20 protein-coding genes are annotated in these 21,006 nt (G+C 72.2%); 10 read left to right on the forward strand and 10 right to left on the reverse strand.

All coding sequences use genetic code 11. The annotated features are described in order from the left end of the window. Positions 1-112 precede the first annotated feature (112 nt). From serS to ACFQ6S_RS23705, 3 genes are all read right to left on the reverse strand, one after another. Positions 113-1,375: a serine--tRNA ligase gene (gene serS / locus ACFQ6S_RS23695; RefSeq protein ID WP_383413135.1), complete on the reverse strand. Its 1,263-nt coding sequence runs from the start codon at positions 1,373-1,375 to the stop codon at positions 113-115. Positions 1,376-1,702: 327 nt separating this feature from the next. Beyond that, positions 1,703-2,308 (reverse strand): ATP-binding protein, encoded by a 606-nt coding sequence (locus ACFQ6S_RS23700; RefSeq protein ID WP_383413137.1) that lies wholly within the window; start codon positions 2,306-2,308, stop codon positions 1,703-1,705. 236 nt (positions 2,309-2,544) lie between these two features. Next, the gene (locus ACFQ6S_RS23705) at positions 2,545-2,931 is read right to left on the reverse strand and encodes an STAS domain-containing protein (protein ID WP_383413140.1); all 387 of its coding nucleotides are present in this window, start codon (positions 2,929-2,931) and stop codon (positions 2,545-2,547) included. A 237-nt stretch (positions 2,932-3,168) separates the two neighbouring features. On the opposite strand from ACFQ6S_RS23705, the gene ACFQ6S_RS23710 reads away from it, so the two are divergent. Continuing rightward, positions 3,169-4,122: an RNA polymerase sigma factor SigF gene (locus ACFQ6S_RS23710; RefSeq protein WP_383413143.1), complete on the forward strand. Its 954-nt coding sequence runs from the start codon at positions 3,169-3,171 to the stop codon at positions 4,120-4,122. A 228-nt stretch (positions 4,123-4,350) separates the two neighbouring features. Next, positions 4,351-5,925 carry an RICIN domain-containing protein gene (locus tag ACFQ6S_RS23715; protein ID WP_383413146.1) on the forward strand — a complete coding sequence of 525 codons (1,575 nt, stop codon included), beginning with the start codon at positions 4,351-4,353 and terminating at the stop codon, positions 5,923-5,925. Positions 5,926-5,952: 27 nt separating this feature from the next. Here ACFQ6S_RS23715 and hutI read toward each other — a convergent pair whose 3' ends face one another. The 4 genes from hutI to hutU are packed head-to-tail and all read right to left on the reverse strand — an operon-like array spanning position 5,953 to position 11,589. After that, positions 5,953-7,248: an imidazolonepropionase gene (hutI, locus tag ACFQ6S_RS23720; RefSeq protein ID WP_383413149.1), complete on the reverse strand. Its 1,296-nt coding sequence runs from the start codon at positions 7,246-7,248 to the stop codon at positions 5,953-5,955. Then, the gene (locus tag ACFQ6S_RS23725; RefSeq protein WP_383413151.1) at positions 7,245-8,594 is read right to left on the reverse strand and encodes a formimidoylglutamate deiminase; all 1,350 of its coding nucleotides are present in this window, start codon (positions 8,592-8,594) and stop codon (positions 7,245-7,247) included. The genes hutI and ACFQ6S_RS23725 overlap by 4 nt, the downstream gene beginning before the upstream one ends. Next, positions 8,591-9,874 carry an allantoate amidohydrolase gene (locus ACFQ6S_RS23730; protein WP_383413154.1) on the reverse strand — a complete coding sequence of 428 codons (1,284 nt, stop codon included), beginning with the start codon at positions 9,872-9,874 and terminating at the stop codon, positions 8,591-8,593. Before ACFQ6S_RS23730 ends, ACFQ6S_RS23725 begins: the two co-directional genes overlap by 4 nt. Beyond that, positions 9,871-11,589 carry a urocanate hydratase gene (gene hutU / locus ACFQ6S_RS23735; RefSeq protein WP_383413157.1) on the reverse strand — a complete coding sequence of 573 codons (1,719 nt, stop codon included), beginning with the start codon at positions 11,587-11,589 and terminating at the stop codon, positions 9,871-9,873. The genes ACFQ6S_RS23730 and hutU overlap by 4 nt, the downstream gene beginning before the upstream one ends. A gap of 124 nt (positions 11,590-11,713) precedes the next feature. On the opposite strand from hutU, the gene ACFQ6S_RS23740 reads away from it, so the two are divergent. From ACFQ6S_RS23740 to ACFQ6S_RS23760, 5 genes are all read left to right on the forward strand, one after another. Next, entirely contained in the window at positions 11,714-13,138 is a 1,425-nt protein-coding gene (locus ACFQ6S_RS23740) for a diaminopimelate decarboxylase (RefSeq protein ID WP_383413159.1), read from the forward strand. Between the two features lie 181 nt (positions 13,139-13,319). Next, a complete protein-coding gene (locus ACFQ6S_RS23745) occupies positions 13,320-13,712 on the forward strand; it encodes a hypothetical protein (RefSeq protein ID WP_383413162.1) in 393 nt (130 codons plus the stop codon). Next, positions 13,709-14,500: a transcriptional regulator gene (locus ACFQ6S_RS23750; RefSeq protein WP_383413164.1), complete on the forward strand. Its 792-nt coding sequence runs from the start codon at positions 13,709-13,711 to the stop codon at positions 14,498-14,500. Before ACFQ6S_RS23745 ends, ACFQ6S_RS23750 begins: the two co-directional genes overlap by 4 nt. A 79-nt stretch (positions 14,501-14,579) precedes the next feature. Next, positions 14,580-15,080, forward strand: a complete 501-nt coding sequence (locus tag ACFQ6S_RS23755; RefSeq protein ID WP_383413167.1) for a roadblock/LC7 domain-containing protein — start codon at positions 14,580-14,582, stop codon at positions 15,078-15,080. A 14-nt stretch (positions 15,081-15,094) separates the two neighbouring features. Beyond that, positions 15,095-15,469 carry a hypothetical protein gene (locus tag ACFQ6S_RS23760; RefSeq protein ID WP_030965085.1) on the forward strand — a complete coding sequence of 125 codons (375 nt, stop codon included), beginning with the start codon at positions 15,095-15,097 and terminating at the stop codon, positions 15,467-15,469. A gap of 1 nt (position 15,470) precedes the next feature. Here ACFQ6S_RS23760 and ACFQ6S_RS23765 read toward each other — a convergent pair whose 3' ends face one another. The 3 genes from ACFQ6S_RS23765 to ACFQ6S_RS23775 form a co-directional block, all read right to left on the reverse strand. Next, complete coding sequence (locus ACFQ6S_RS23765) at positions 15,471-16,058, reverse strand: hypothetical protein (protein ID WP_383413170.1); 588 nt, start codon at positions 16,056-16,058, stop codon at positions 15,471-15,473. An 89-nt stretch (positions 16,059-16,147) separates the two neighbouring features. Beyond that, positions 16,148-17,008, reverse strand: a complete 861-nt coding sequence (locus ACFQ6S_RS23770; protein ID WP_383413173.1) for a MurR/RpiR family transcriptional regulator — start codon at positions 17,006-17,008, stop codon at positions 16,148-16,150. Next, positions 17,005-18,522, reverse strand: coding sequence for an aromatic amino acid ammonia-lyase (locus ACFQ6S_RS23775; RefSeq protein ID WP_383413175.1), 1,518 nt, complete (start codon positions 18,520-18,522; stop codon positions 17,005-17,007). The genes ACFQ6S_RS23770 and ACFQ6S_RS23775 overlap by 4 nt, the downstream gene beginning before the upstream one ends. A 141-nt stretch (positions 18,523-18,663) precedes the next feature. Between ACFQ6S_RS23775 and ACFQ6S_RS23780 the strand changes: the two genes are divergently transcribed. Genes ACFQ6S_RS23780 through ACFQ6S_RS23790 form a run of 3 tightly spaced genes read left to right on the forward strand, consistent with a single transcriptional unit; the run spans position 18,664 to position 21,000 of the window. After that, positions 18,664-19,698, forward strand: a complete 1,035-nt coding sequence (locus tag ACFQ6S_RS23780; protein WP_383413178.1) for an ABC transporter ATP-binding protein — start codon at positions 18,664-18,666, stop codon at positions 19,696-19,698. Next, on the forward strand, positions 19,695-20,336 hold the full coding sequence (locus ACFQ6S_RS23785) for an ABC transporter permease (protein WP_383413181.1): 642 nt from the start codon (positions 19,695-19,697) through the stop codon (positions 20,334-20,336). Before ACFQ6S_RS23780 ends, ACFQ6S_RS23785 begins: the two co-directional genes overlap by 4 nt. A gap of 1 nt (position 20,337) precedes the next feature. Continuing rightward, a complete protein-coding gene (locus ACFQ6S_RS23790) occupies positions 20,338-21,000 on the forward strand; it encodes an ABC transporter permease (RefSeq protein ID WP_383413184.1) in 663 nt (220 codons plus the stop codon). Positions 21,001-21,006 lie beyond the last annotated feature (6 nt).

The following is a 21,006-nucleotide window of genomic DNA, read 5'->3' on the forward strand; positions in this document are numbered from 1 at the left end:
GGCCTTGAGGAGGGAAGACACAGCGCACGCCGGAGTTGTGACGATCCGGCGTGCGCCTGAAGGGATTCAAGTGGAGAGCGGAGTCCTCAGGGTGACCCTGGGTAACACAGGGTCAGACCGGACGCAGCAGCTCGGGCAGCCCCCATCGCCGCAGCACCTCGGGCACCACCACGGTCCCGTCCGCCCGCTGATGCTGCTCCAGGATCGCGGGCAGCAGCCGGCTGGTGGCGAGACCCGAGGCGTTGAGGGTGTGGACGTACGCGGCCTTGCCGCCGCCGGCCGGACGGTACCGGATGCCACCGCGCCGCGCCTGGTAGGCGCGGGCGTTCGACACCGAGCTGACCTCGGCGTACCCGCCCAGGCTGGGCAGCCAGACCTCCACGTCGTAGGTCCTGGCCTGCGCCGGGCTGGTGTCCCCGGCGGCCAGCTTGGTGACACGGTGGTGCAGCCCGAGCCCGGCGACCAACTCCCCCGCGCGGGCCAGCAGTTCGAGCTGCGCGGCGTCCGAGTCCTCGGGCCGGGCGAACTGGAACAGCTCGACCTTGTTGAACTGATGGCCGCGCAGCGTCCCGCGCTCCGCCGTGCGGTGGCTGCCGCTCTCCCTGCGGTAACAGGGCGTGTAGGCGACGTACCGGCGCGGCAGCTCCCGCTCGTCGAGCGTCTCGCCGCGATGGAGGTTGACGAGGGCGGTCTCGGCGGTCGGCAGCAGGAAGTGGTCGTCCACCCGGAAGACCTCGTCGGCGAACTTGGGGAACTGCCCGGCCGTGTACCCGGCCTCGTACGTCAGCAGGTGCGGCGGCAGTACGAACTCATAGCCCGCGCGGCGATGTGCGTCCAGGAAGTGGTTGAGCAGCGCCCACTCCAGGGCGGCGCCCTCGCCGCGGTAGATCCAGTAGCCGTTGCCGGCGAGGGCGGTGCCCCGCTCGTAGTCGATCAGGCCCAGGTCCTGGGCGAGCCCGACATGGTCGCGGGCCGGGAAGGCGAAGGCGGGCGGGTCCCCCACGACCCGGACGACCTCGTTGTTCTCCTTGCCGCCGGCCACCACGTCGTCGTCGGGGAGGTTGGGCAGGGCGTCGAGGAACTCCTGATGCCGGGCGCCGAGCCGGGCGAGGTCCTCCTCCGCCTCGGTGAGCCGGCCGGTCAGGGCCTTGGCCTCGGCCCGCAGCTCGTCCGCAGGGGCGTCCGTACGGCGGTGCACGGCGATCTCGGCCGAGATCCGCCGCCGCTCGCCACGCAGCCGCTCCACGGCCGTGCGAGCCTCGCGGAAGGCGGCGTCCAGCACGAGGAAGCCGGGGATGTCGGGGTCGACGGCGCGCTTGCGCAGGGCGTCGCGGACCTGGTCGGGATGGTTTCGGATGAGGGTGACGTCGAGCATGGTGCGCGTGCTCCGTCCGGTCGGCCGGAGCGGCGGGCGCCGCCCCGGGGTGATCCCTCGGGGCGTGGGCGAGAGGGTGCTCGCGGTGCCACCACGCCTTCACCGCCGTACGACGGCTGTGCGGCCGTACGACGATCTCGTTCGGCCCGATGACGGGGGCCGGCCGGCGGGGCATTGCCTCCCCGCACTCGGGAGGGGATTCACACCGGGGCGCGAGGCCGCCTTCACAGCGGGTGGCGGCTCTCTCGGCTCGCGGGGCCCGGGCTACTCGTCTCCGTCAGCGCGTTGCGACGAGCGTAGAGCGCCCCTTCGATGCGCGGAAACGATTTACGCCGGGGCGCCCAGCTCCGCCCACACCGTCTTGCCCGCGACCCCCGGCTGCCGTACGACCCCCCAGTCCAGGCAGAGCCGCTGCACGATGAACATGCCGTGGCCGCCGGGGCGCCCCGCGCGGTGCGGGGTGCGGGGGGCGGGCTGGCCGTTGCCCTTGTCGGACACCTCGATGCGGATCACCTTGTTGTCGCAGGCGATCCACATCTCGTCCGGTCCCTCGGCGTGCAGACAGGCGTTGGTGACCAGCTCGGAGACGACCAGCAGCACGTCCTCGGCGGCGGCCCGCTGGTCGGCGGTGGCGGCGGGCAGCCAGCCCCACGCGTACAGCGCCTGGCGGGCGAAGTCACGGGCGAGCGGGACGACCCCGCTCTGGCCCTCGAAGTCCAGTCGGCGGACCTGGCGCGCCGCCGACGCCGCGGCGGCCGCCGCGGCCTGCTGCTCGGGCCTGAGGGACGGCACGGCGCCCTCGCCGGACGCCTCGGCCGCCGACGCGCCTCGTCCGGCGTCCCCCGTCCCTGGCACGCCCCCCTCCGACGCCCCCGAAGCGCCGCTGGGCTCAGGGCCGCGGTCGCCCGGCGAGTAAGGCCGGGTGGTGCTCATCAGCGCTTCACCTCACCGATTCACCAGTTCAACATTCACACGATTCACAAATCAGTACGCAGAGTCAGTACGCCTGTACACGTCCTTGCCTGATAGGTCGGTCACAGTCCCCCACCCCCGGTGGCCGACGTCACAGCCGACAGTTCCAGGATGTCTCCTGCCCGACCGGGCCGAGGGAACACCCCCGTATTCGGGCCGAATGATGTGACGTCCGATGCGGGGCAGGACGCGAGGGGTCAGCCGGAGCCGTCGGACTCGTCGGCGAGGGCGGCTTCGAGCGAGTCATGGACCGTGAAGACCGCCTCGGCCCCCGTGATCTCGAACACCCGCGCGACGACGGGCAGCATGCCCGCGAGATGCACCCCGCCACCGGCCGCTTCCGCCTTCAACCGCGCTCCGAGCAGCACATTGAGCCCCGTGGAGTCACAGAACTCGAGCCGCGAGCAGTCGACGACCAGCCGGCTGAAGCCTTTGCCGAGGCAGTCCTCGAGTGGCTCACGCAACAAATCGGCGGTGTGGTGATCCAACTCACCCGCCGGGGTCACGACGGCACTGGAGCCCTCTTCCCGCACCTCGACCAGAAGTCGGCCAGACTGTGCGCTGCCGACCGTCCCGCGGTCCATGCCGTCTCTCACTCCCGACGTCGTGGCTGGTGACTGACGCTCTCGAACACTACGCCTTCCCTACGCCCCCCAACACCGGAACATCCACACAGAATCGGACATTTCGGACCAGAGCGCACTTGCGGTGAGCTCACGAAAGCGGGTAGGGCTAGTAAAGACACGTAACCGATTCGGCTGGCTTGGAGGCGCCGCACACCGCAGTGCACGACAGGCTTCGGCAGCCATATGCCGAGAACGATGGAGGACATCATGTCACCCCGGCTCGACGCATCGCATACCCAGAAGGCGACGTCGGCATCCCAACCGGAACATCTGGATCCCATCGAGCGCAGCAGCGCCGCAGGTCCCGAACACGCCTTCGAGCATGACTTGGGACAGGACGACGCACTCGCCGGGCTTCCGGACATCCCGCCGTACGACGAGGTGGGGCCGGTGGACGCGCGGGCCCTATCCAAGACCCTCTTCGAGCGGCTGGAGTCGCTGGAGGAAGGGACCCACGAGTACTCGTACGTCCGTAACACGCTCGTCGAACTCAACCTCGCGCTGGTCAAGTTCGCCGCCTCCCGCTTCCGCTCGCGCAGCGAGCCGATGGAGGACATCATCCAGGTCGGCACCATCGGCCTGATCAAGGCGATCGATCGCTTCGAGCTGAGCCGCGGCGTGGAGTTCCCCACCTTCGCGATGCCCACCATCATCGGTGAGATCAAGCGCTTCTTCCGCGACACGTCGTGGTCGGTGCGGGTGCCGCGCCGGCTCCAGGAGCTCCGGCTCGACCTGGCCAAGGCCGGTGACGAGCTGGCCCAGAAGCTGGACCGCGCCCCGACGGTGGCGGAACTGGCCGAGCGCCTGGACCTGACCAGGGACGAGGTCGTCGAGGGCATGGCGGCGTCGAACGCCTACACCGCCTCCTCGCTGGACGCCCAGCCCGAGGAGGACGACGCCGAGGGCGCGCTGGCCGACCGGATCGGCTACGAGGACCACGGCATCGAGGGCATCGAGTACGTCGAGTCTCTCAAGCCCCTCATCGCCGAACTCCCGCCCCGGGACCGGAAGATCCTCTCCCTGAGGTTCGTCGCGGGCCTGACCCAGTCGGAGATCGGCGAGGAACTCGGCATCTCCCAGATGCATGTGTCGCGACTGCTGTCGCGAACCTTGATCAGGCTCAGAAAGGGCCTGACGATCGAGGAATGACCGGCCGAGGAGCCCCGTCTCCTCCGCGCCGACCTGCACTGTGCCCGGTGCCCCGCCGAATTCGTCGGCCGGGCACCGGGCACAGTGCTTTCGGATCTTTCACCGGCCGCTCACGGGTTACCCACAGAAACCCTTTCCCCATGGCTACCCTTCCTCCACTATGAGCCGTCATACCCGCCGGTAGGTCAGGAATCCGAGCGGGTCGCACGGCTGCGAGGAGGCAGGCGGATGGCTCGGGCCTACGACGGTGGGGCGGGCGGCGGGGAACGCGACCACGGGATCCACGCGGGCGCGTCCGACGCACGGCTCACCGAACTGCTGCGCGCCGACACGGCCACCGCCTATCCGGCGCTCCAGGAACTGCGCGCCCGCCACCACCCGCACGTCCTCGCCTACGCCCGGCTGTGCACCCCGAACGACTCCATGGCACGGCAGTTGGCGGCACAGGCCTTCGCCCTGGCGGCCCGTCAGACCGCGCGCGGCATCGACCCCGGCGTGCCCTGGCGGCACCAGCTCCTGCTGCTGACCGCCCGGCAGGCCGGCACCTGGGCGACGGACGAGCGGGCGGCGGGCCTCGACACGGCACTGCTGCTCGTCCTGAACACGGCCGGCCCCTCCGGCCCGGTACCGCCGATGCTCACGGCGTTCCAGTCCCTGCCGCCGCGCACGCAGGGCCTGATCTGGTACGGGGTCGTGGAGCGGGAGCCGGGTGAACGGACGGCCACGCTCCTCGGCCTCACCCGCGAGGACGTGGCCTACGGCACGGACCCGGCGATCCAGCAGCTGGCCCGGTCCTGTCTGCGCGCCCGTCTCGCCGCCTCCGACGACCCCGACTGCCCCGACTTCGGCCGTCTCATCGAGGAGTCCGTACGGCCGGACAGCCCCCGCGACAGCGCCGATCTGCACGCCCACATGGCGCGCTGCCCGCACTGCACCACCGCCTACGAGGAGCTGTCGGCGCTGCGCGACACTCCGCGCACGGCGCTGGCGGAGGGGCTGCTGCCGTGGGGCGGGACGGCGTACGCGGCGGGCGGCGCCGGGGAGCGGGAGGCCGGCGGCCGTGCGGCGGAACGGGGTTGGGCCAGAGGTCGGCCGCGGGATCGCCGGCGGTTCGTGCTGGTGTCGGCGGCGCTCGGGGTGGCGTTGCTGCCGCTGGTGGCGTTCCTGGTGGCGCAGGGCGGCTCGCCGGCCCAGGATCCGGTGGGTGCGGCGAGCACGCCGGCGAGTGTGCCGCCGGTGGCGGTGACCGTGACGGCCACGGTGCCGGAGACGCCGTCGTCGTCCCCCTCGCCGTCCCCGTCGCCGTCGCGGAGCTCCAAGTCCCCGTCCCCCACGAAGAGTCCGACACCGACGAGGACGGCACCCCCGAAGCCGCCGCCCTCCCCCACGCACCCGCCGACCGGCACCTTCGCCCAGGTCGTGAACGTCGACTCGGGGCTGTGCCTGGACGTGGGCGGCGCCTTCTTCAAGGGGACGGATGTCGTCACCACCCCCTGCGGCTCGTCCAGCACTCAGCGCTGGCGGGTCGACACGTCCCGCGGTGTGCTCCAGTCGGCCGCCGATCCCGACTTCTGCCTGGACAGCCGGGGTTCGACGGACCGGGGCGTCGGGATCTGGACGTGCGACTCGGTGGAGGGCGGCAACGGACAGAACCTGAAGTTCGTGGTGGACGGCGACGGGGTGATCCGCCCCGCCATCGCCGTCGAGACCGCGGTGACTCCGGACGGTGGGGCCGGGGACGGGCTGTCGCTGGAGCGGGTGGGTGAGGGCTCCGGGCAGCGGTGGCGGGCCGGGGCCACCTGACCGAGGTGCCCCGCGGCCGCGCCGGGCTCAGACCTCGCGTACGCCGCGCCGCCAGACCTCGCCCACGAGCGGCACACCCGGCCGGTACGCCAGGTGCACATGGCTCGGGGCGTCGAGCAGGAGCAGGTCCGCGCGGGCGCCCGGGGTGAGGCGGCCGATGTCGTCGCGGCGCAGTGCCGCCGCGCCGCCCGCCGTGGCCGACCAGACCGCCTCGTCCGGGGTCATCCCCATGTCCCGTACCGCCAGGGCGATGCAGAACGGGACGGAGGAGGTGAAGGACGAGCCCGGGTTGCAGTCGGTGGACAGGGCGACGGTGGCGCCGGCGTCGAGGAGGCGGCGGGCGTCCGGCCACTCGGCGCGGGTGGAGAACTCGGCGCCGGGGAGGAGCGTGGCGACCGTACGGCTGCCGGCCAGGGCGTCGACGTCCGCGTCCGTGAGGTGGGTGCAGTGGTCGGCGCTGGCGGCGTCGAGTTCGACCGCGAGCTGGACGCCGGGGCCGTAGGAGAGCTGGTTGGCGTGGACGCGCGGGTGCAGCCCCTTCGCCTTGCCCGCCGTCAGGATCGCGCGGGCCTGGTCGCCGTCGAAGGCGCCCTTCTCGCAGAAGACGTCGATCCAACGGGCGTACGGGGCGCAGGCGTCGAGCATCTCGCCGGTGACCAGGGCGACATAGGCCGCCGGGTCGTCGGCGTGGTCCGGGGCGACGATGTGGGCGCCGAGGTAGGTGACCTCGTCGGTGTGGGCGGCGGCGATGCGCAGGGCGCGGGATTCGTCGCGGGTGGTCAGTCCGTAGCCGGACTTCGTCTCGAAGGTCGTCGTGCCCTGGCGGAGGGCCTCGGTGAGGTACCGGGTGAGGTTGGCCTCGAGCTCCTCGTCGCTCGCCGCCCGGGTCGCCGCGACGGTCGTGCGGATGCCGCCCGCGCTGTACTGGCGCCCCGACATCCGGGCGTTGAACTCCTGCGTCCGGTCGCCCGCGAAGACGAGGTGCGAGTGGGAGTCGACGAAGCCCGGGATGACGGCCCTGCCACCTGCGTCGACCCGATTGTCAGTGGCGGGTGCTTTGCTTTGATCACCGGTCCACACGACGCGGTCGCCCTCGATGACGACGGCCGCGTCCTGGATCAGTCCCAGGGGGGAACCGTCACCGGAGGAGGGGTCATTGGTGACCAGGGCGGCGATGTTGGTGATGAGCGTGCTTGCGGTGCTCGCGGAGTGGGCGGGGCTGACGGTCGTCGCGTTGCTCATGGCGTCCTTGGTTGCCTGGTCGGCGGTGGGGTCGGGTTCGGGCGCGGAGGCGGGCCGCGCGGGTGGGCGGCCCGGTGTCATCCGCGCAGGGCTTCGACGGCGTCCGCGAGGGCCTTCGGCACATCCGGTACGAGGGTGTGGGCCCCGTCCCGTACGACATGCCGGCCTCCCACGACCGTATGCGACACGTCTGCTGCCGACGCGGCGAATACGGCCGTCTCGGCCCCGAGCCGCGCAAGCGGCCCTGCCGTCCTGACCGAGTCGAGCGCGATCGTCGTGAAGTCGGCGAGCGCGCCGGCCTCCAGAGTGCCCGCGCCGTCCCAGCCGAGGGCCGCGTGGCCGTCGACCGAGGCCGCCCGCAGGAGGGCCGCCGCCGTCCAGTGACCGCGCGTACGGGTGCGCAGGCGCTCGTTGAGCTCCATCGCGCGCGCCTCTTCGAGCAGGTCGATCACGGCGTGGCTGTCGGAGCCGAGGGAGAGCGGTGAGCCCTCGTTCTGCAGGGCGACGGCCGGCCCGATGCCGTCCGCCAGGTCCCGCTCGGTGGTCGGGCACATGCAGGTGCCGGTGCCGCTGCCGCCGATCAGGGAGATGTCCTCGGCGGTGAGGTGGGTGTTGTGCACACCGGTGGTGCGCGGCCCCAGCACGCCGTGCAGGGCGAGCAGCTGGGTCGGGGTGCACCCGTGGACCTCACGGCAGGCCTCGTTCTCGGCGGTCTGCTCGGACAGGTGCACATGGAGCGGGGCCCGCCGCTCCTCGGCCCATCGCGCCACGGTCTCCAACTGGTCGGCGGGCACCGCTCGTACGGAGTGGATCGCCGCCCCGATCCGCGCGTGATCCTGTTCCTTGAGAACTGAACAGCGTTCGGCCCAGGCCTCCGCGTCCCCGTCGGAGAAGCGGAGCTGGTGGGTGTCGGGCGCCTGTCCGAAGCCGGAGGAGAGATAGGCGGTGTCGAGGAGGGTGATCCGGATCCCGGCTTCGGCGGCGGCCGCGACCAGGGCCTCCCCCATCGCGTTCGGGTCGGCGTAGGGGGTGCCGCCCGGCGCGTGGTGGACGTAGTGGAACTCACCGACCGAGGTGACGCCCGCCAGCGCCATCTCGGCGTACACGGCGCGGGCGAGGGCGTGATAGGTCTCCGGGGTGAGCCGGTCGGCCGTGGTGTACATGACCTCGCGCCAGGTCCAGAAGGTGCCCGAGCCGACCTGGACGGTGCCGCGCAGGGCGCGGTGGAAGGCGTGGCTGTGCGCGTTGGCCAGACCGGGGAGCGTCAGTCCGCGGAGGATCTCGGCGCCCGGAGGCGGGGCGGGGACCTCGGTGCGGACGGCGGCGATACGGCCGTCGCGGACGTCCAGGGCGACGCCCGGCTCGACGTAGGTGTCGAGCCAGGCGTGCTCCAGCCAGTACGTACGGGTCCGCTGGGTTGGCGTCACGAGCAGGCCAGTCCTTCCAGTACGTCGGCGAGGGCGATGACTCCGGCCACGCAGTCGTCCTCGGCGGCGGACTCGGCCGGGGAGTGCGAGACGCCCGTCGGGTTGCGTACGAACAGCATGGCGGTCGGGATGCTCCCGGACAGGATTCCGGCGTCGTGTCCGGCACCGGTACCCAGGACGGGGACGGTGATGTCGGTGTCCTTGCCGAGGATGCGGCCCAGTTCGTCGCGCAGGGCGTGATCGAACTCGACGACGGGCGTGAAGGACTCACGGACGACGTCGAGGTCGATGCCGTGCGCCTGCGCGTAACTCCGGGCCGCCTTCTCGATGCCGCCGACGACGGCATCGAGGCTCGCCTGGTCCTCGGCGCGGGAGTCCAGCCAGCCCCGCACCAGGGACGGGATCGCGTTGACGCCGTTGGGCTCGACGGCGATCTTGCCGAAGGTGGCGACGGCCCCGGCGAGTTCGGCCTCGCGGCGGGCGGCGAGCACGGTCTCGGCGTACGACAGCATGGGGTCGCGCCGGTCCACGAGCCGGGTGGTCCCCGCGTGGTTGGCCTCGCCCCGGAAGTCGAACCGCCACCGGCCGTGCGGCCAGATGGCGCTGGCGATGCCGACCCGGTCGCCGGACAGGTCCAGCGCCCGGCCCTGCTCGACATGCAGCTCGACGAAGGCACCGATGCGGGCCAGCCGCTCAGGGTCGGCGCCGATGCCGTCGGGGTCGTATCCGGCGGCCTCCATGGCCCGGGGCAGGCTGACCCCGTCGCCGTCGGTCAGCCTGTGGGCGTTCTCGACGGTGAGCTGCCCGGCGGCGAGCCGCGACCCGACACAGGCGAGCCCGAACCGGGCGCCCTCCTCGTCGCCGAAGTTGACGATGGCGAGCGGCTTGGCGAAGTCCACGCCCCGGCCGCGCAGTTCATCGAGCGCGGCGAAGGACGACACCACGCCCAGGGGCCCGTCGAAGGCACCCCCGTCGGGCACGGAGTCGAGATGCGACCCGGTGACGACGGCGTCCCCGGCGGCGGGGTCCCCGAGCCAGGCCCACTGGTTGCCGTTGCGGTCTACCTCGTAGGCCAGCCCACGAGACTCCGCCTGCTCCTTGAACCAGGCCCGGCAGTCGGAGTCGGCACCGGTCCAGGCGAAGCGGCGGTAGCCGCGGGAGTCGGGGTGCCGGCCGATGGGGAGCAGGTCGCGCCACATCTCGTGGAAGGACCCGGCACTCGGTGACGAGGCCTCCGCCTGCACCGAGGAGTTGCCGTGCCCGCCCGAACGCTGCGTCACGCGTCGTCACCCTCGCGCATCGGAACACGCACGCCGCGCTCGTCGGCGACCGACTCCGCGATGTCGTAGCCCGCGTCCACGTGCCGGATGACACCCATCCCGGGGTCGTTCGTCAGCACCCGGCGGATCTTCTCGCCGCCCAGCTTCGTGCCGTCGGCCACCGTCACCTGACCGGCGTGGATGGACCGCCCCATGCCGACGCCGCCGCCGTGGTGGATGGACACCCAGGAGGCACCGGAAGCGACGTTCACCATGGCGTTCAGCAGCGGCCAGTCGGCGATCGCGTCGGACCCGTCGAGCATGGCCTCGGTCTCGCGGTACGGAGAGGCCACCGAACCGCAGTCGAGGTGGTCGCGCCCGATGGCCAGCGGCGCGGCGAGCTCGCCGGACGCCACCATGTCGTTGAAGCGCTCGCCGGCCTTGTCGCGCTCGCCGTAGCCGAGCCAGCAGATGCGCGCGGGCAGGCCCTGGAAGTGCACCCGCTCGCCGGCCATCTTGATCCAGCGGGCGAGGGACTCGTTCTCCGGGAACAGGTCCAGGATCGCCTTGTCGGTCTTGGCGATGTCGGCCGGGTCGCCGGAGAGGGCCGCCCAGCGGAAGGGGCCCTTGCCCTCGCAGAAGAGCGGCCGGATGTACGCCGGCACGAAACCGGGGAAGGCGAACGCCCGCTCGTACCCTGCGAGTTGGGCCTCGCCGCGGATCGAGTTGCCGTAGTCGAAGACCTCGGCGCCGGCGTCCATGAAGCCGACCATGGCCTCGACGTGCTTGGCCATCGCCTCGCGGGCCCTGGTGGTGAAGCCCGCCGGGTCCTTGGCGGCGGCATCGGCCATGTCCTCGAAGGCGACGCCCAGCGGCAGGTAGGCCAGCGGGTCGTGTGCCGAGGTCTGGTCGGTGACGATGTCGATGGGGGCGCCCATGGCGAGGAGCTGCGGGACCAGCTCGGCGGCGTTGCCGAGGACGCCGATGGACAGCGGACGGCGGGCGTCACGGGCCTCGGTGGCCAGCTGGAGGGCGTGGTCGAGCGAGTCGGCCTTCACATCCAGGTAGCGGTGCTCGATGCGGCGCTCGATCGCGCGCGGGTCGCAGTCGATACAGATCGCGACGCCGTCGTTCATGGTCACCGCGAGCGGCTGGGCGCCGCCCATGCCGCCGAGGCCGGCGGTGAGGGTGATCGTCCCGGCGAGGGTGCCGCCGAACTTCTTCGCGGCGACGGCGGAGAAGGTCTCGTAGGTGCCCTGGAGGATGCCCTGGGTGCCGATGTAGATCCAGGAGCCCGCCGTCATCTGGCCGTACATGGTGAGGCCGAGGGCCTCCAGACGGCGGAACTCCTCCCAGTTGGCCCAGTCGCCGACCAGGTTGGAGTTGGCGATGAGGACGCGCGGGGCCCACTCGTGGGTCTGCATGACGCCGACGGGGCGGCCGGACTGGACCAGCATGGTCTCGTCCTGCTTCAGGCCCTTGAGCGTGCGCACCATCGCGTCGAAGGAGCGCCAGTCGCGGGCCGCCTTGCCGGTGCCGCCGTAGACGACGAGCTTGTCGGGGTGCTCGGCGACCTCGGGGTCGAGGTTGTTCTGCAGCATCCGAAGGGCGGCTTCCTGCTGCCATCCCAGGGCACTCAGTTCCGTACCGCGCGGCGCTCGGACTCCACCAGGGGGCGGCCCGAAGGGCCTCGTTTGAGGGTGGCGGGGGGAGACGGGCGGGCGGGGTCCTGACATGGTCTGCCTCCCAGCGGACTGTGACTGCGAACTGTTGAGGTGGATATTCACATCCTGGACTCCTGAATAGAGCTAGTCAATACATCCGTGCGCAAGCATGGCCGCGTCCCGGGTGTTTGGCTGGATGCATGGGCTCGTACATCGGTACGACGACGTGACGGGGGATGTTGTGGGCGACGGATTCGAGGTCCCGGAGGACGACGCGGCCCGGGTGATCCGGCGGGACGAGGCGGTGCGGGCCGCCGTGGAGCAGGGGCTGCTCGGGGCCGGCTCCCCGATCGTCGGGCTGCTCGACGTCATCGGCATCCGGGGGTCGGCGGCGGCGCTGCGGGCGGCGTTCGACGCGGTGGTGGCGCCGGGCACGCCCGTGCTGCACGCCTTCGCGGTGAAGGCGACGCCGCTGGTGCCGGTACTGCGGCTGCTGCGCGAGGAGGGCATCGGCGCGGAGGTGGCGAGCCCGGGCGAGCTGGCGCTGGCACGGGCGGCGGGGCTGGGCCCGCAGGCGACGGTCCTGGACTCGCCCGCCAAGACGCCGTCCGAGCTGCGTGAGGCGCTGGCGCTGGGCATCGCGGTGAACGCCGACAACCCGCAGGAGCTGGACCGCATCGACGGCCTGATGAGGTCCGCCGCCAGCCGGTCGCCGCTCGGGATACGGGTGAATCCGCAGGTCGGCGGGGGCTCCATCGGGGCGACGTCCACGGCGACGGCGACATCGAAGTTCGGGGTGGCGCTGCGCGACGAGGGGGCCCGGGAGTGGGTCGTCCGGGCGTACCAGGACCGCCCCTGGCTGACCCGGCTGCATGCGCACACCGGCTCGCAGGGCATTCCGCTGTCGCTGATGACCGAGGGGGTCGCGTCGGCGTACGCGCTCGCCGAGGAGATCAACGGGCGGATCGGGCGGCGGCAGATCGACACGCTCGACATCGGCGGCGGGCTGCCGGTGAACTTCGCCTCGGACGCCACCACACCGACGTACGCCCAGTACGCACGATTGCTGAGCGAGGCGGTGCCCGGACTGTTCGACGGGCGCTACGGCCTGGTCACGGAGTTCGGCCGCTCGCTCCTCGCCAAGCACGGGACGGTCGTGGCGCGGGTCGAGTACGCCAAGAGCGCCGGCGGCCGGCCGGTGGCGGTCACGCACGCGGGCGTGCAGGTGGCCACGCGGACGGTGTACGCGCCGGAGAGCTGGCCGCTGAGGATCGCCGCGTACGACGGCAAGGGGCGCGCCAAGGAGGGTCCGGCCGTGGTGCAGGACGTGGCCGGGCCGGCCTGTTTCTCGGGCGACCTGCTGGCCGAGGGGTGTGCGTTGCCCTTGCTGGAGCAGGGGGACTTCGCGGCGGCGCTGGACACCGGCGCGTACTACTTCGCGCACCACTACGCGTACAACTCCCTTGCCCGGCCCGGTATCTACGGCTTCGCGCCGGACGGCGCCGGGTGCATCGCCTTCGCGACCGTGCGCGAGCCGCAGTCGGTCGACGAGATCGTGGCCGAATCGGGAGGGGCGCACGCGACCTCGCTCACCACCCTGCCTGCGCCGAGGCGCCGTTGACGCACGCCAAACGGCAGCAGTACGCCATACGCGATCAAGTCACGCGAAAACAGGGTCAGTTGACCCACCCTAGTCACTCCGCGCATGTTCCACTGGAAAATGCCCGAACGCTCACTCGCCGCACACACGTTGCGTAGTTTGGCCGTCACTCAGCCGAACCCCAGGCGGGAGGGGAGCGACGGTGCCCGGAATCGACGAGTGCTTGCTGGAGACGATGCGGCTGCCCGGTGCGCGAGGCGCCGCGCTGGTCGACTGGACCAGCGGGCTGGCCCTGGGCACCGTGGGCGATCCACCAGGAGGAGACCATGAGACAGCGGCCGCCGAGGCGGCCGAGCTGGCACGGCTGGCGGCCGAGCAGCACGCGTTCGGGCCCGAGGACGGGACCGACGCGGTGGATCCGCCCGTCGAGGACGTGATCCTCAGCAACCGGGACAGCTACCACGTGCTGCGGTTCGTGCCGACGTCCTTCGACAGCAGTGTGTTCCTGTACCTGTGGCTGGCCCGCGCGGATGGCAATCTCGCGCTGGCCCGCATCCGGCTCGGTGAGATGGCCGAACGGCTGGTGCTGGGATGACCGTGGTCGGAACCACCCCGCCGCCGCGTCTGCCGGTACGGGACCGGCAGGCGGCTTCCCAGCAGCCCGCGGGCGGCGTCTCGCCGATGCTGACCCGGCTCGCCGAGGAGCGGGCCACCGGCGTCCTGGACCGTGAGCACGGCACGCTCCACCTGGCCGAGGGCCGGGTCGTGCACGCCGAGAGCCCGCTCGCGCCCAGCCTCGGCGTGCTCCTGACGGCCCACGGCGCCTTCGACGCCGACACCTGGCAGGAGGTCGAGGACAGCGCCGACGAGGGAAAGCTCCTGCGCCACGGCGTCACGCCCGGCGCGCTGGAGCTGGCCCAGGTGAGCGCCATGTACGACGCGGCGTACTTCGCCCTCGCCCCCAGCAGCACACCCGGCCGGTTCCGCTACGGCGTCGCGCACTGGCTCGCCTCGGTACATCCGGTGCCGGTGGCCGAGCTGGAGCGGGAGACACAGCGCCGCCGCGCCCTGCTGCGCCGCATCTGGCCCGACCCGGCGACCGACGGCGCGCCGCTGATCCGGGCCGCCCCGGTCGCGGCACCGGTGGTGCCGTCCCGGCAGGCGGCCGTGCTGGAGCGGGTGGACGGCGTGCGCAAGGCCGTGGACATCGCGCGGGAGCTGGGCCGGCCCACGTTCCACACGCTGGTCCACATAAGGCGGCTGGCCGCGGCGGGGCTCGTGTCTCCGCAGCCACCGCCCGCTCCGGATCCCCCGCCCGACGCCGCCGCCGACCCCTATGTCGCGCTGCTGAAGAGGGTCAGGGATGCGCTGGAGGCCCTTTGACCGCAAACCCTTCGAGGACCGCGAGCCGGATGGGGCGCCTCGCCCACCGCAGCGGTCCCGAGCCGAGAGGAGAAACCTGATGGCGGCCGAGGCCCCGATACTCGACGAGTTCCGCCGGCTCAGAGCCCGCGTGCCCCAGCTGACCGGAGCGCTCGCGGCCGGCGTGGACGGACTCGTCCTCGCCCACGACACCCCCGGCGTCGAACCGGACGGCCTCGCCGCCCTGACCGCCGCCGCACTCGGCGTCGCGGTGCGGGTGACGGACGCGACCGGGCGGGGCGACTTCCGCGAGCTGCTCATCCGCGGCACCGACGGCTATGTCGCGACGTACGCGGCGGGCCGCACCGCTGTGCTGACCCTGCTCGCGACGGACGGCGTCAACGTCGGCCGGCTGCATCTGGAAGGCCGCCGGGCCGGTGCCCGCATCGGGGAGCTCGTCGACGCGGATGCGACTCCGCCTCCCAGGCGCAGCCCCGCCAAGAGCTCCGCCAAGGAGCCCGCCAAACCCATGCCCACTCGCACGAAGAACGCGCGTTCCGCACGCACCACTGCCAACGCGCGCACCACTACCGACAGTTGAGAGGAAGACACGTCATGGCCAACACCGAGACCACCCTGAAGGAATGCCTCGCGTCGATCGAGGGCGCGACCGGAGTCGCGCTCGTCGACTACACCAGCGGGATGGCGCTCGGCACGCTCGGCGGCAGCAAGAGCTTCGACCTCAACGTCGCCGCCGCCGGCAACACCGACGTCGTCCGCGCCAAGATGCGCACGATGGAGCACCTCGGGCTGAAGGGCGGCATCGAGGACATCCTCATCACCCTCAGCGACCAGTACCACCTGATCCGGCTGATCGCCGGACGCGGAGGCAACGGCCTCTTCCTGTACCTGGTCCTCGACGGCAAGCGGGCCAACCTGGCGATGGCCCGGCACCAGTTGAAGAAGATCGAGGAGGACCTGGAAGTCTGACCTAGACCAGCGCCGCGGTGCGGCGGCGGGCCCCACCGGGGGCCGCGTCGCCCGCCGCGATGCCCGTACCGCGGTAGGCCTTCACGGCCTTGCCCGCCGGGCGCCCGCCGCGGCCGTCGAGCCAGTCGACCCGCACCCACAGCAGGGCGTTCTCGGCCCGCTCCCGCCGGCCGAGCCACGCCGCCTTGAGCCGGAGCCCCGCCCCGCACCCCGCCAGCAGCATCCCGCCGGCCGCCGGCACCGCGAACGCGCTGCCCAGCGCGGCGAGAAACACCAGGAGCAGCCACCAGCGGTGACCCCGGCGCCAGTTGCGCACGGCCACCGCACGGTCCTGGAGCACATCGTGCTTGCCGGCACGGGCGGAGGCGCGGATCAGAGCGGCGTAGCGCTTGCGGCGGGCGTACCCGACCACGGCCGTCGCCACGATGAACAGCGCGGCGCCGGCCAGGACGCCGATCCTGCGGCCCGTGATGCCCGGCACCAGAACGCCGATGCCCGCCGCGAACACCCCGAGCCACCACAACGGCGCCGACCCGGCCCGTACGACGACGGCCACCCGAGCCAGCCCCTGTCCTCCACCGTGTGCCACGTTCCGCCTCCCGCCTCAGCACTGTCCAGCCGCTGTGCGCGCACGCTAGCCAGCCAACGTGAGACGAGCCTTAAGAAGCGCTCAGGAAGTCACTCCACGAACAGTCCCCGGGTCGCGGCCCGCGCGTCGAACTCCTCCAGCCGCGCCTGCGCGTCCGGCAGGTCGTCGCACATCGCCTCCAGCAGGACCCGGCCGAGCAGCATCGGGGCGCAGGCCGTGTCGAAGGCGAGGCCCGTGCCGACCGCGGCCGGCAGCAGCAGGTCGGAGACCTTGGCGACCGGCGCGAACGCGGAGTCCGCGACCGTCACCACGGTCAGCCCGGCCTCCTTGGCGTAGGCCAGGGTGTCCACGACCTCGCGTGGATGCCGGGGCAGCGCGAAGCACAGCAGGGCCGTCGCGCCGGCCCGCACGGCGGCGTCGATCCGGTCGTGGATCATCGTGCCGCCCTCGTTCAGCAGCCGTACGTCCGGGTGGACCTTGGCGGCGAAGTACGAGAAGCCGTACGCCTGGGAGGCGGCGGCGCGCAGGCCGAGCACCGGCAGCGGTCGCGAGGCCGAGAGCAGGCGCCCCGCCTTCTGCACCGGGCGCGGGTCGGCCAGCACCTCGGCCAGATGCTTGAGGTTCTCGATCTCGGCCTCGACGGCCTGCTGGTACTCGTTGTAGGAGCCGGCGTCCGGGGCCTGCTCCACGGGGGCGACCTCGCGCAGGTGCCGGCGCAGCGCCGGGTAGCCGTCGAAGCCGAGGGCGACGGCGAAGCGGGTCACCGACGGCTGGCTGACCCCGGCCAACTCGGCCAGCTCCACGCTGGACAGGAAGGGCACATCTGCCGCCCGCCGCACCATGCTGTGCGCGATGCGCCGCTGGGTCGGGGTGAGCCGGTGCCCCTCGAAGAGCGCCTGGAGTCGCGCGGCGGGGCTGTCCGTCCCGTTGGTGTTCCTGTCCGCGCTCATGCCGCGCTCCCCCTCCAGATCTCCGTGAACCGGTCCAGCAGTGCGGCCGCCGCCGTCACGTCGTCGGTGAGCGGACGGTCGGCCAGGTCGTCGTCGAGCACCGACTCGGCCAGCTCCATCGCCCGCCCCGCCGGTAGCTCAGGGTCGGGCCTGAGGCCGCGCTGGCGCAACGCCCGTACGGCGGCGACGAGTTCGCAGCCGACGACGAGACGGTACGCGTCGCACGCACGCAGTGTCTGCCGTGCGGCGAGCGAGGCGAAGCTGGCCTGCTCCTCCACGCCCCGGGAGAGTACAGCGTGGCCGAGCGACGCGGGGGCGGAGAAGGCGCGCAGGTCACCGAGGGCGGCCGCGGCGGCGTACTCCAGGATCATCACGCCGGACGAGGCGGCCTCGTGGTCGGCGAGGAAGGGCCTGAGGCGGGTGTAGGCGGGCTCGTTCAGGGTGGACAGGCGGGATGTCGACAGTCGGGCCACCTGGGTCAGGGCCAGCCTGAAGTGGTCGAGGGAGAGGGCGAGTTGGGCCTGGTAGAAGCCGCCGTGATGGTAGGCGGCCATGTCCTCGGGGGAGATCAGGGGGTTCTCGGCGGCCGCGTTGATCTCGACCGCGAGCACCTCCTCCAGGGCGTCGGCGGCGTCGTGCGCGGGGCCGTGGATCTGGGGCAGACAGCGGAAGCCGTAAGGGTCCTGGATGCGGCCCAGCGGCGGGGTGGGCCGGTCCTCGGCGCCGATCAACTCCCGCATCCGGCGGGCGACCTCGGTGCTGCCCCGGTGCGGTCGGGCGGTGTGCACCGGGGCGGCGTACGCCTCGTGGGAGCCGTCCACGGCGAACAGTGACAGGGCGGCGACGACCTGGGTGGCGGCGACGAGCCCGCGCAGTTCGTGCAGGGCCAGGGCCGCCTGGCCGAGGGTGAGGGCGTTGCTGCTGATGAACGCGAGGGCGTCGTTGTTGTCGAGCGGCTGCGGCTCGGGTGACCCGGAGCCGCGCCAGGGGTGCTCACCGGCCAGTGCGAGGCCGGTCTGGGCGAGCGCCGCGAGGTCACCGGTGCCGACCGAGCCGAACTCGTTCACCACCGGGTGGGCGCCGCTCTCCAGCGCCTCGCACATCGCGGTGATGACGGTGGGCCTGAGGCCCGCGCCGCCGGCCAGCAACTGGTTGGCCCGTACGGCGAGCATGGCCCGCACCTGGCGGGCGGGCAGTTCCTCGCCGATGGCGCCGGCATGGCTGCGCAGCAGGCGCAGGCCGTGTTCGGCGGCGGCCTCGGTGGGCACGTCCTCGTTCCGGTTGGCGCCCACGCCGGTGGAGCGGCCGTAGACGCGTCCGGTCGCGGCGATGAGCCGGGCCGCGTCCCAGGACGCCTCGGCGCGCTTCATCGCGTCGGTCGCGGGCACCGGCCGCGCGGTCCCCTCGGCCAGGCGTACGACGTCCTCGACGCCGAGCCCGATCCCGTCGAGGACGACCAAGCCGGTATGCCCGGGAGACACAACTTCCGGCGTGTCCACGATCCGAGACGACATCAAGCCCAAACACCCCTCAATCCGGACATCCGATCTCGCGGTTCAGTCATCCGTTACTTCGGATTTACACCAACCCGTTGACAACTTATTCACCTACCGAGAACTCTGCATGACGTTATACAGCCGGGCAAGGGACATCTCATGATCCAGTTCGACGCGGTCCACAAGCGCTTCCCCAACGGCACGACAGCTGTCCACGATCTCTCCCTGGAGATGCCGGAGGGCGGCGTGACCGTCCTGGTCGGATCCTCCGGTTGTGGCAAGACCACGACCTTGCGGATGATCAACCGGATGGTCGAGCCGACCTCCGGCACGATCCGGGTCGGCGGCAAGGACGTCACCCGGCAGGACGCCGCCGAGCTGCGCCGCTCCATCGGGTACGTCATCCAGCAGGCGGGCCTGTTCCCGCACCGCACGGTGCTCGACAACGTCGCCACCGTGCCGCTGCTGCTCGGCTGGAGCCGCCGCAAGGCACGCTCCCGCGCGGCCGAGCTGCTGGAGACGGTCGGTCTCGCGGCCGACGCCGGCAAGCGTTACCCGCACCAGCTCTCCGGCGGTCAGCAGCAGCGCGTCGGCGTGGCCCGCGCGCTCGCCGCCGACCCGCCGGTGCTGCTGATGGACGAGCCGTTCGGCGCGGTCGACCCCGTCGTGCGCGCCCAGCTCCAGGACGAACTGCTCAGACTCCAGAAGGAGTTGAGCAAGACCATCGTCTTCGTCACGCACGACGTCGACGAGGCCGTACGGCTCGGCGACCAGATCGCGATCTTCCGCACCGGCGGCCACCTCGTCCAGTGCGCCTCCCCCACCGAGCTCCTCGCCCGCCCCGCCGACGACTTCGTGGCCGACTTCCTCGGCGCCGAGCGCGGCCTGAAGCTGCTGTCGCTGAAGACCCTCGCGGCCGTCCCGCAGGGCCCGGCGCCGGAGGGCGGCGACTGGAGCCTCGTACTCGACGAGGCGAACAAGCCGCTGCACTGGGCCTCGAAGGACGCCGAACTCCCCGTACGGCCGCTGCGAGACGGCGACTCCCTGCTGTCGGCCCTCAACGAGTCCCTCGCCTCGCCCACCGGCCTGATAGCCCGCGTCGACGCGGCCGGCGTCCTCACCGGCGTCTCCTCCCGCGAGGACATCCACGAGCACGCGGGCCAGGCGCACTCGGAAGCCCGGGTGGCGGCATGACGATCGACTGGTCGTGGATAGGCGACCACACCGACGACCTCACCACCCTGACGGTCTCCCACCTCCAGGCCGCGCTCACCGCCGTCTTCCTCGGCGTCCTGATCTCGCTGCCGCTCGCGGTGATCGCCCACCGGGTCCGCCCCCTGCGCGGCTTTCTGCTCGGCCTCTCGAACGTGCTGTTCACGATCCCGTCGATCGCGATCTTCGTGCTGCTGCTGCCGATCTCCGGCCTCACCCGCACTACGACGGTGATCGGCCTGACGGTCTACACCTTGGTCGTCCTTCTCCGGAACACGGTCGAGGGCCTGGACTCGGTCCCCGTGAAGGTGAAGGAGGCCGCGAAGGCGATGGGCACGCGCCCCCTGCGCACGCTCCTCACCGTCGAGTTCCCGCTCGCGCTCCCCGTGATCATGGCCGGCGTCCGGATCGCGACCGTCATGTCCATCTCCCTGGTCTCGGTCGCGACCTACATCGGCGACGGCGGCCTGGGCCAGCTCTTCACCGACGGCTTCCAGCGCAACTTCCCCACCCCGGTGATCGTCGGAGTGGTCCTCACACTGCTCCTGGCCGTGGTCGCGGACGCGCTGCTGGTCGCTCTGCAGTACGTACTCACCCCCTGGCGGAGGCGGCGAGCCTGACATGTACGAACTCTTCAAGAACCTCGGCGACTGGCTGGTCAGCGGCGAGCAGTGGGCCGGCCCCGACGGCATCGGGCACCGCCTGGCCGAGCATCTGCAGTACTCGCTCCTCGCCACCCTCATCGCGGCGGCGATCGGCCTCCCCCTCGGCCTGCTGATCGGCCACACCGGCAAGGGCGCCTTCGTCGCGATCAACCTCGCGTCCTTCGGCCGGGCCCTGCCGACCGTCGGCCTGGTCGTGCTGGTCTTCCTGGCCGGCGGACTGTCCATGCTCCCGGTCTACGTCGCCCTGGTCGCCCTCGCGGTCCCGGCGATCGTCACCAACACCTACGCGGGGATGACGGCCGTCGACCCGGACGTGAAGGACGCGGCGCGCGGTCAGGGCATGCGCGGCCACCAGGTCCTCTTCCAGGTGGAGCTCCCCCTCGCCCTCCCCCTGATCATGACGGGCCTGCGCCTGGCGCTGATCCAGGTCGTGGCCACGGCCACCATCGCCGCGTACGTCTCCTTCGGCGGCCTGGGCCGCTACGTCTTCGACGGCCTCGCCCAGCGCGACCTCGTGCAGGTGCTCGGCGGCGCGGTGCTGGTCGCCGTGGTCGCCGTGGTCCTCGACCTGGGCCTGTCCGGCCTCCAGCGCTTCCTCTTCCGCCACCGCACTGCTTAGGACCCC

The sequence above is a fragment of the Streptomyces sp. NPDC056479 genome, from assembly GCF_042795335.1.
In the GTDB taxonomy this organism is placed as follows: domain Bacteria; phylum Actinomycetota; class Actinomycetes; order Streptomycetales; family Streptomycetaceae; genus Streptomyces.

Excerpts from the sequence above, each read along its gene's own strand:
- serS (WP_383413135.1), bottom strand. The coding sequence starts at position 1,375 with ATGCTCGACGTCACCCTCATCCGAAACCATCCCGACCAGGTCCGCGAC.
- ACFQ6S_RS23770 (WP_383413173.1), bottom strand. The coding sequence starts at position 17,008 with ATGAGCGCGGACAGGAACACCAACGGGACGGACAGCCCCGCCGCGCGA.
- ACFQ6S_RS23740 (WP_383413159.1), top strand. The coding sequence starts at position 11,714 with ATGCATGGGCTCGTACATCGGTACGACGACGTGACGGGGGATGTTGTG.
- ACFQ6S_RS23790 (WP_383413184.1), top strand. The coding sequence starts at position 20,338 with ATGTACGAACTCTTCAAGAACCTCGGCGACTGGCTGGTCAGCGGCGAG.
- ACFQ6S_RS23715 (WP_383413146.1), top strand. The coding sequence starts at position 4,351 with ATGGCTCGGGCCTACGACGGTGGGGCGGGCGGCGGGGAACGCGACCAC.
- hutI (WP_383413149.1), bottom strand. The coding sequence starts at position 7,248 with ATGACACCGGGCCGCCCACCCGCGCGGCCCGCCTCCGCGCCCGAACCC.
- ACFQ6S_RS23760 (WP_030965085.1), top strand. The coding sequence starts at position 15,095 with ATGGCCAACACCGAGACCACCCTGAAGGAATGCCTCGCGTCGATCGAG.
- ACFQ6S_RS23750 (WP_383413164.1), top strand. The coding sequence starts at position 13,709 with ATGACCGTGGTCGGAACCACCCCGCCGCCGCGTCTGCCGGTACGGGAC.
- ACFQ6S_RS23785 (WP_383413181.1), top strand. The coding sequence starts at position 19,695 with ATGACGATCGACTGGTCGTGGATAGGCGACCACACCGACGACCTCACC.
- ACFQ6S_RS23710 (WP_383413143.1), top strand. The coding sequence starts at position 3,169 with ATGGAGGACATCATGTCACCCCGGCTCGACGCATCGCATACCCAGAAG.
- ACFQ6S_RS23700 (WP_383413137.1), bottom strand. The coding sequence starts at position 2,308 with ATGAGCACCACCCGGCCTTACTCGCCGGGCGACCGCGGCCCTGAGCCC.
- ACFQ6S_RS23780 (WP_383413178.1), top strand. The coding sequence starts at position 18,664 with ATGATCCAGTTCGACGCGGTCCACAAGCGCTTCCCCAACGGCACGACA.
- ACFQ6S_RS23705 (WP_383413140.1), bottom strand. The coding sequence starts at position 2,931 with ATGGACCGCGGGACGGTCGGCAGCGCACAGTCTGGCCGACTTCTGGTC.
- ACFQ6S_RS23755 (WP_383413167.1), top strand. The coding sequence starts at position 14,580 with ATGGCGGCCGAGGCCCCGATACTCGACGAGTTCCGCCGGCTCAGAGCC.
- ACFQ6S_RS23775 (WP_383413175.1), bottom strand. The coding sequence starts at position 18,522 with ATGTCGTCTCGGATCGTGGACACGCCGGAAGTTGTGTCTCCCGGGCAT.
- hutU (WP_383413157.1), bottom strand. The coding sequence starts at position 11,589 with ATGTCAGGACCCCGCCCGCCCGTCTCCCCCCGCCACCCTCAAACGAGG.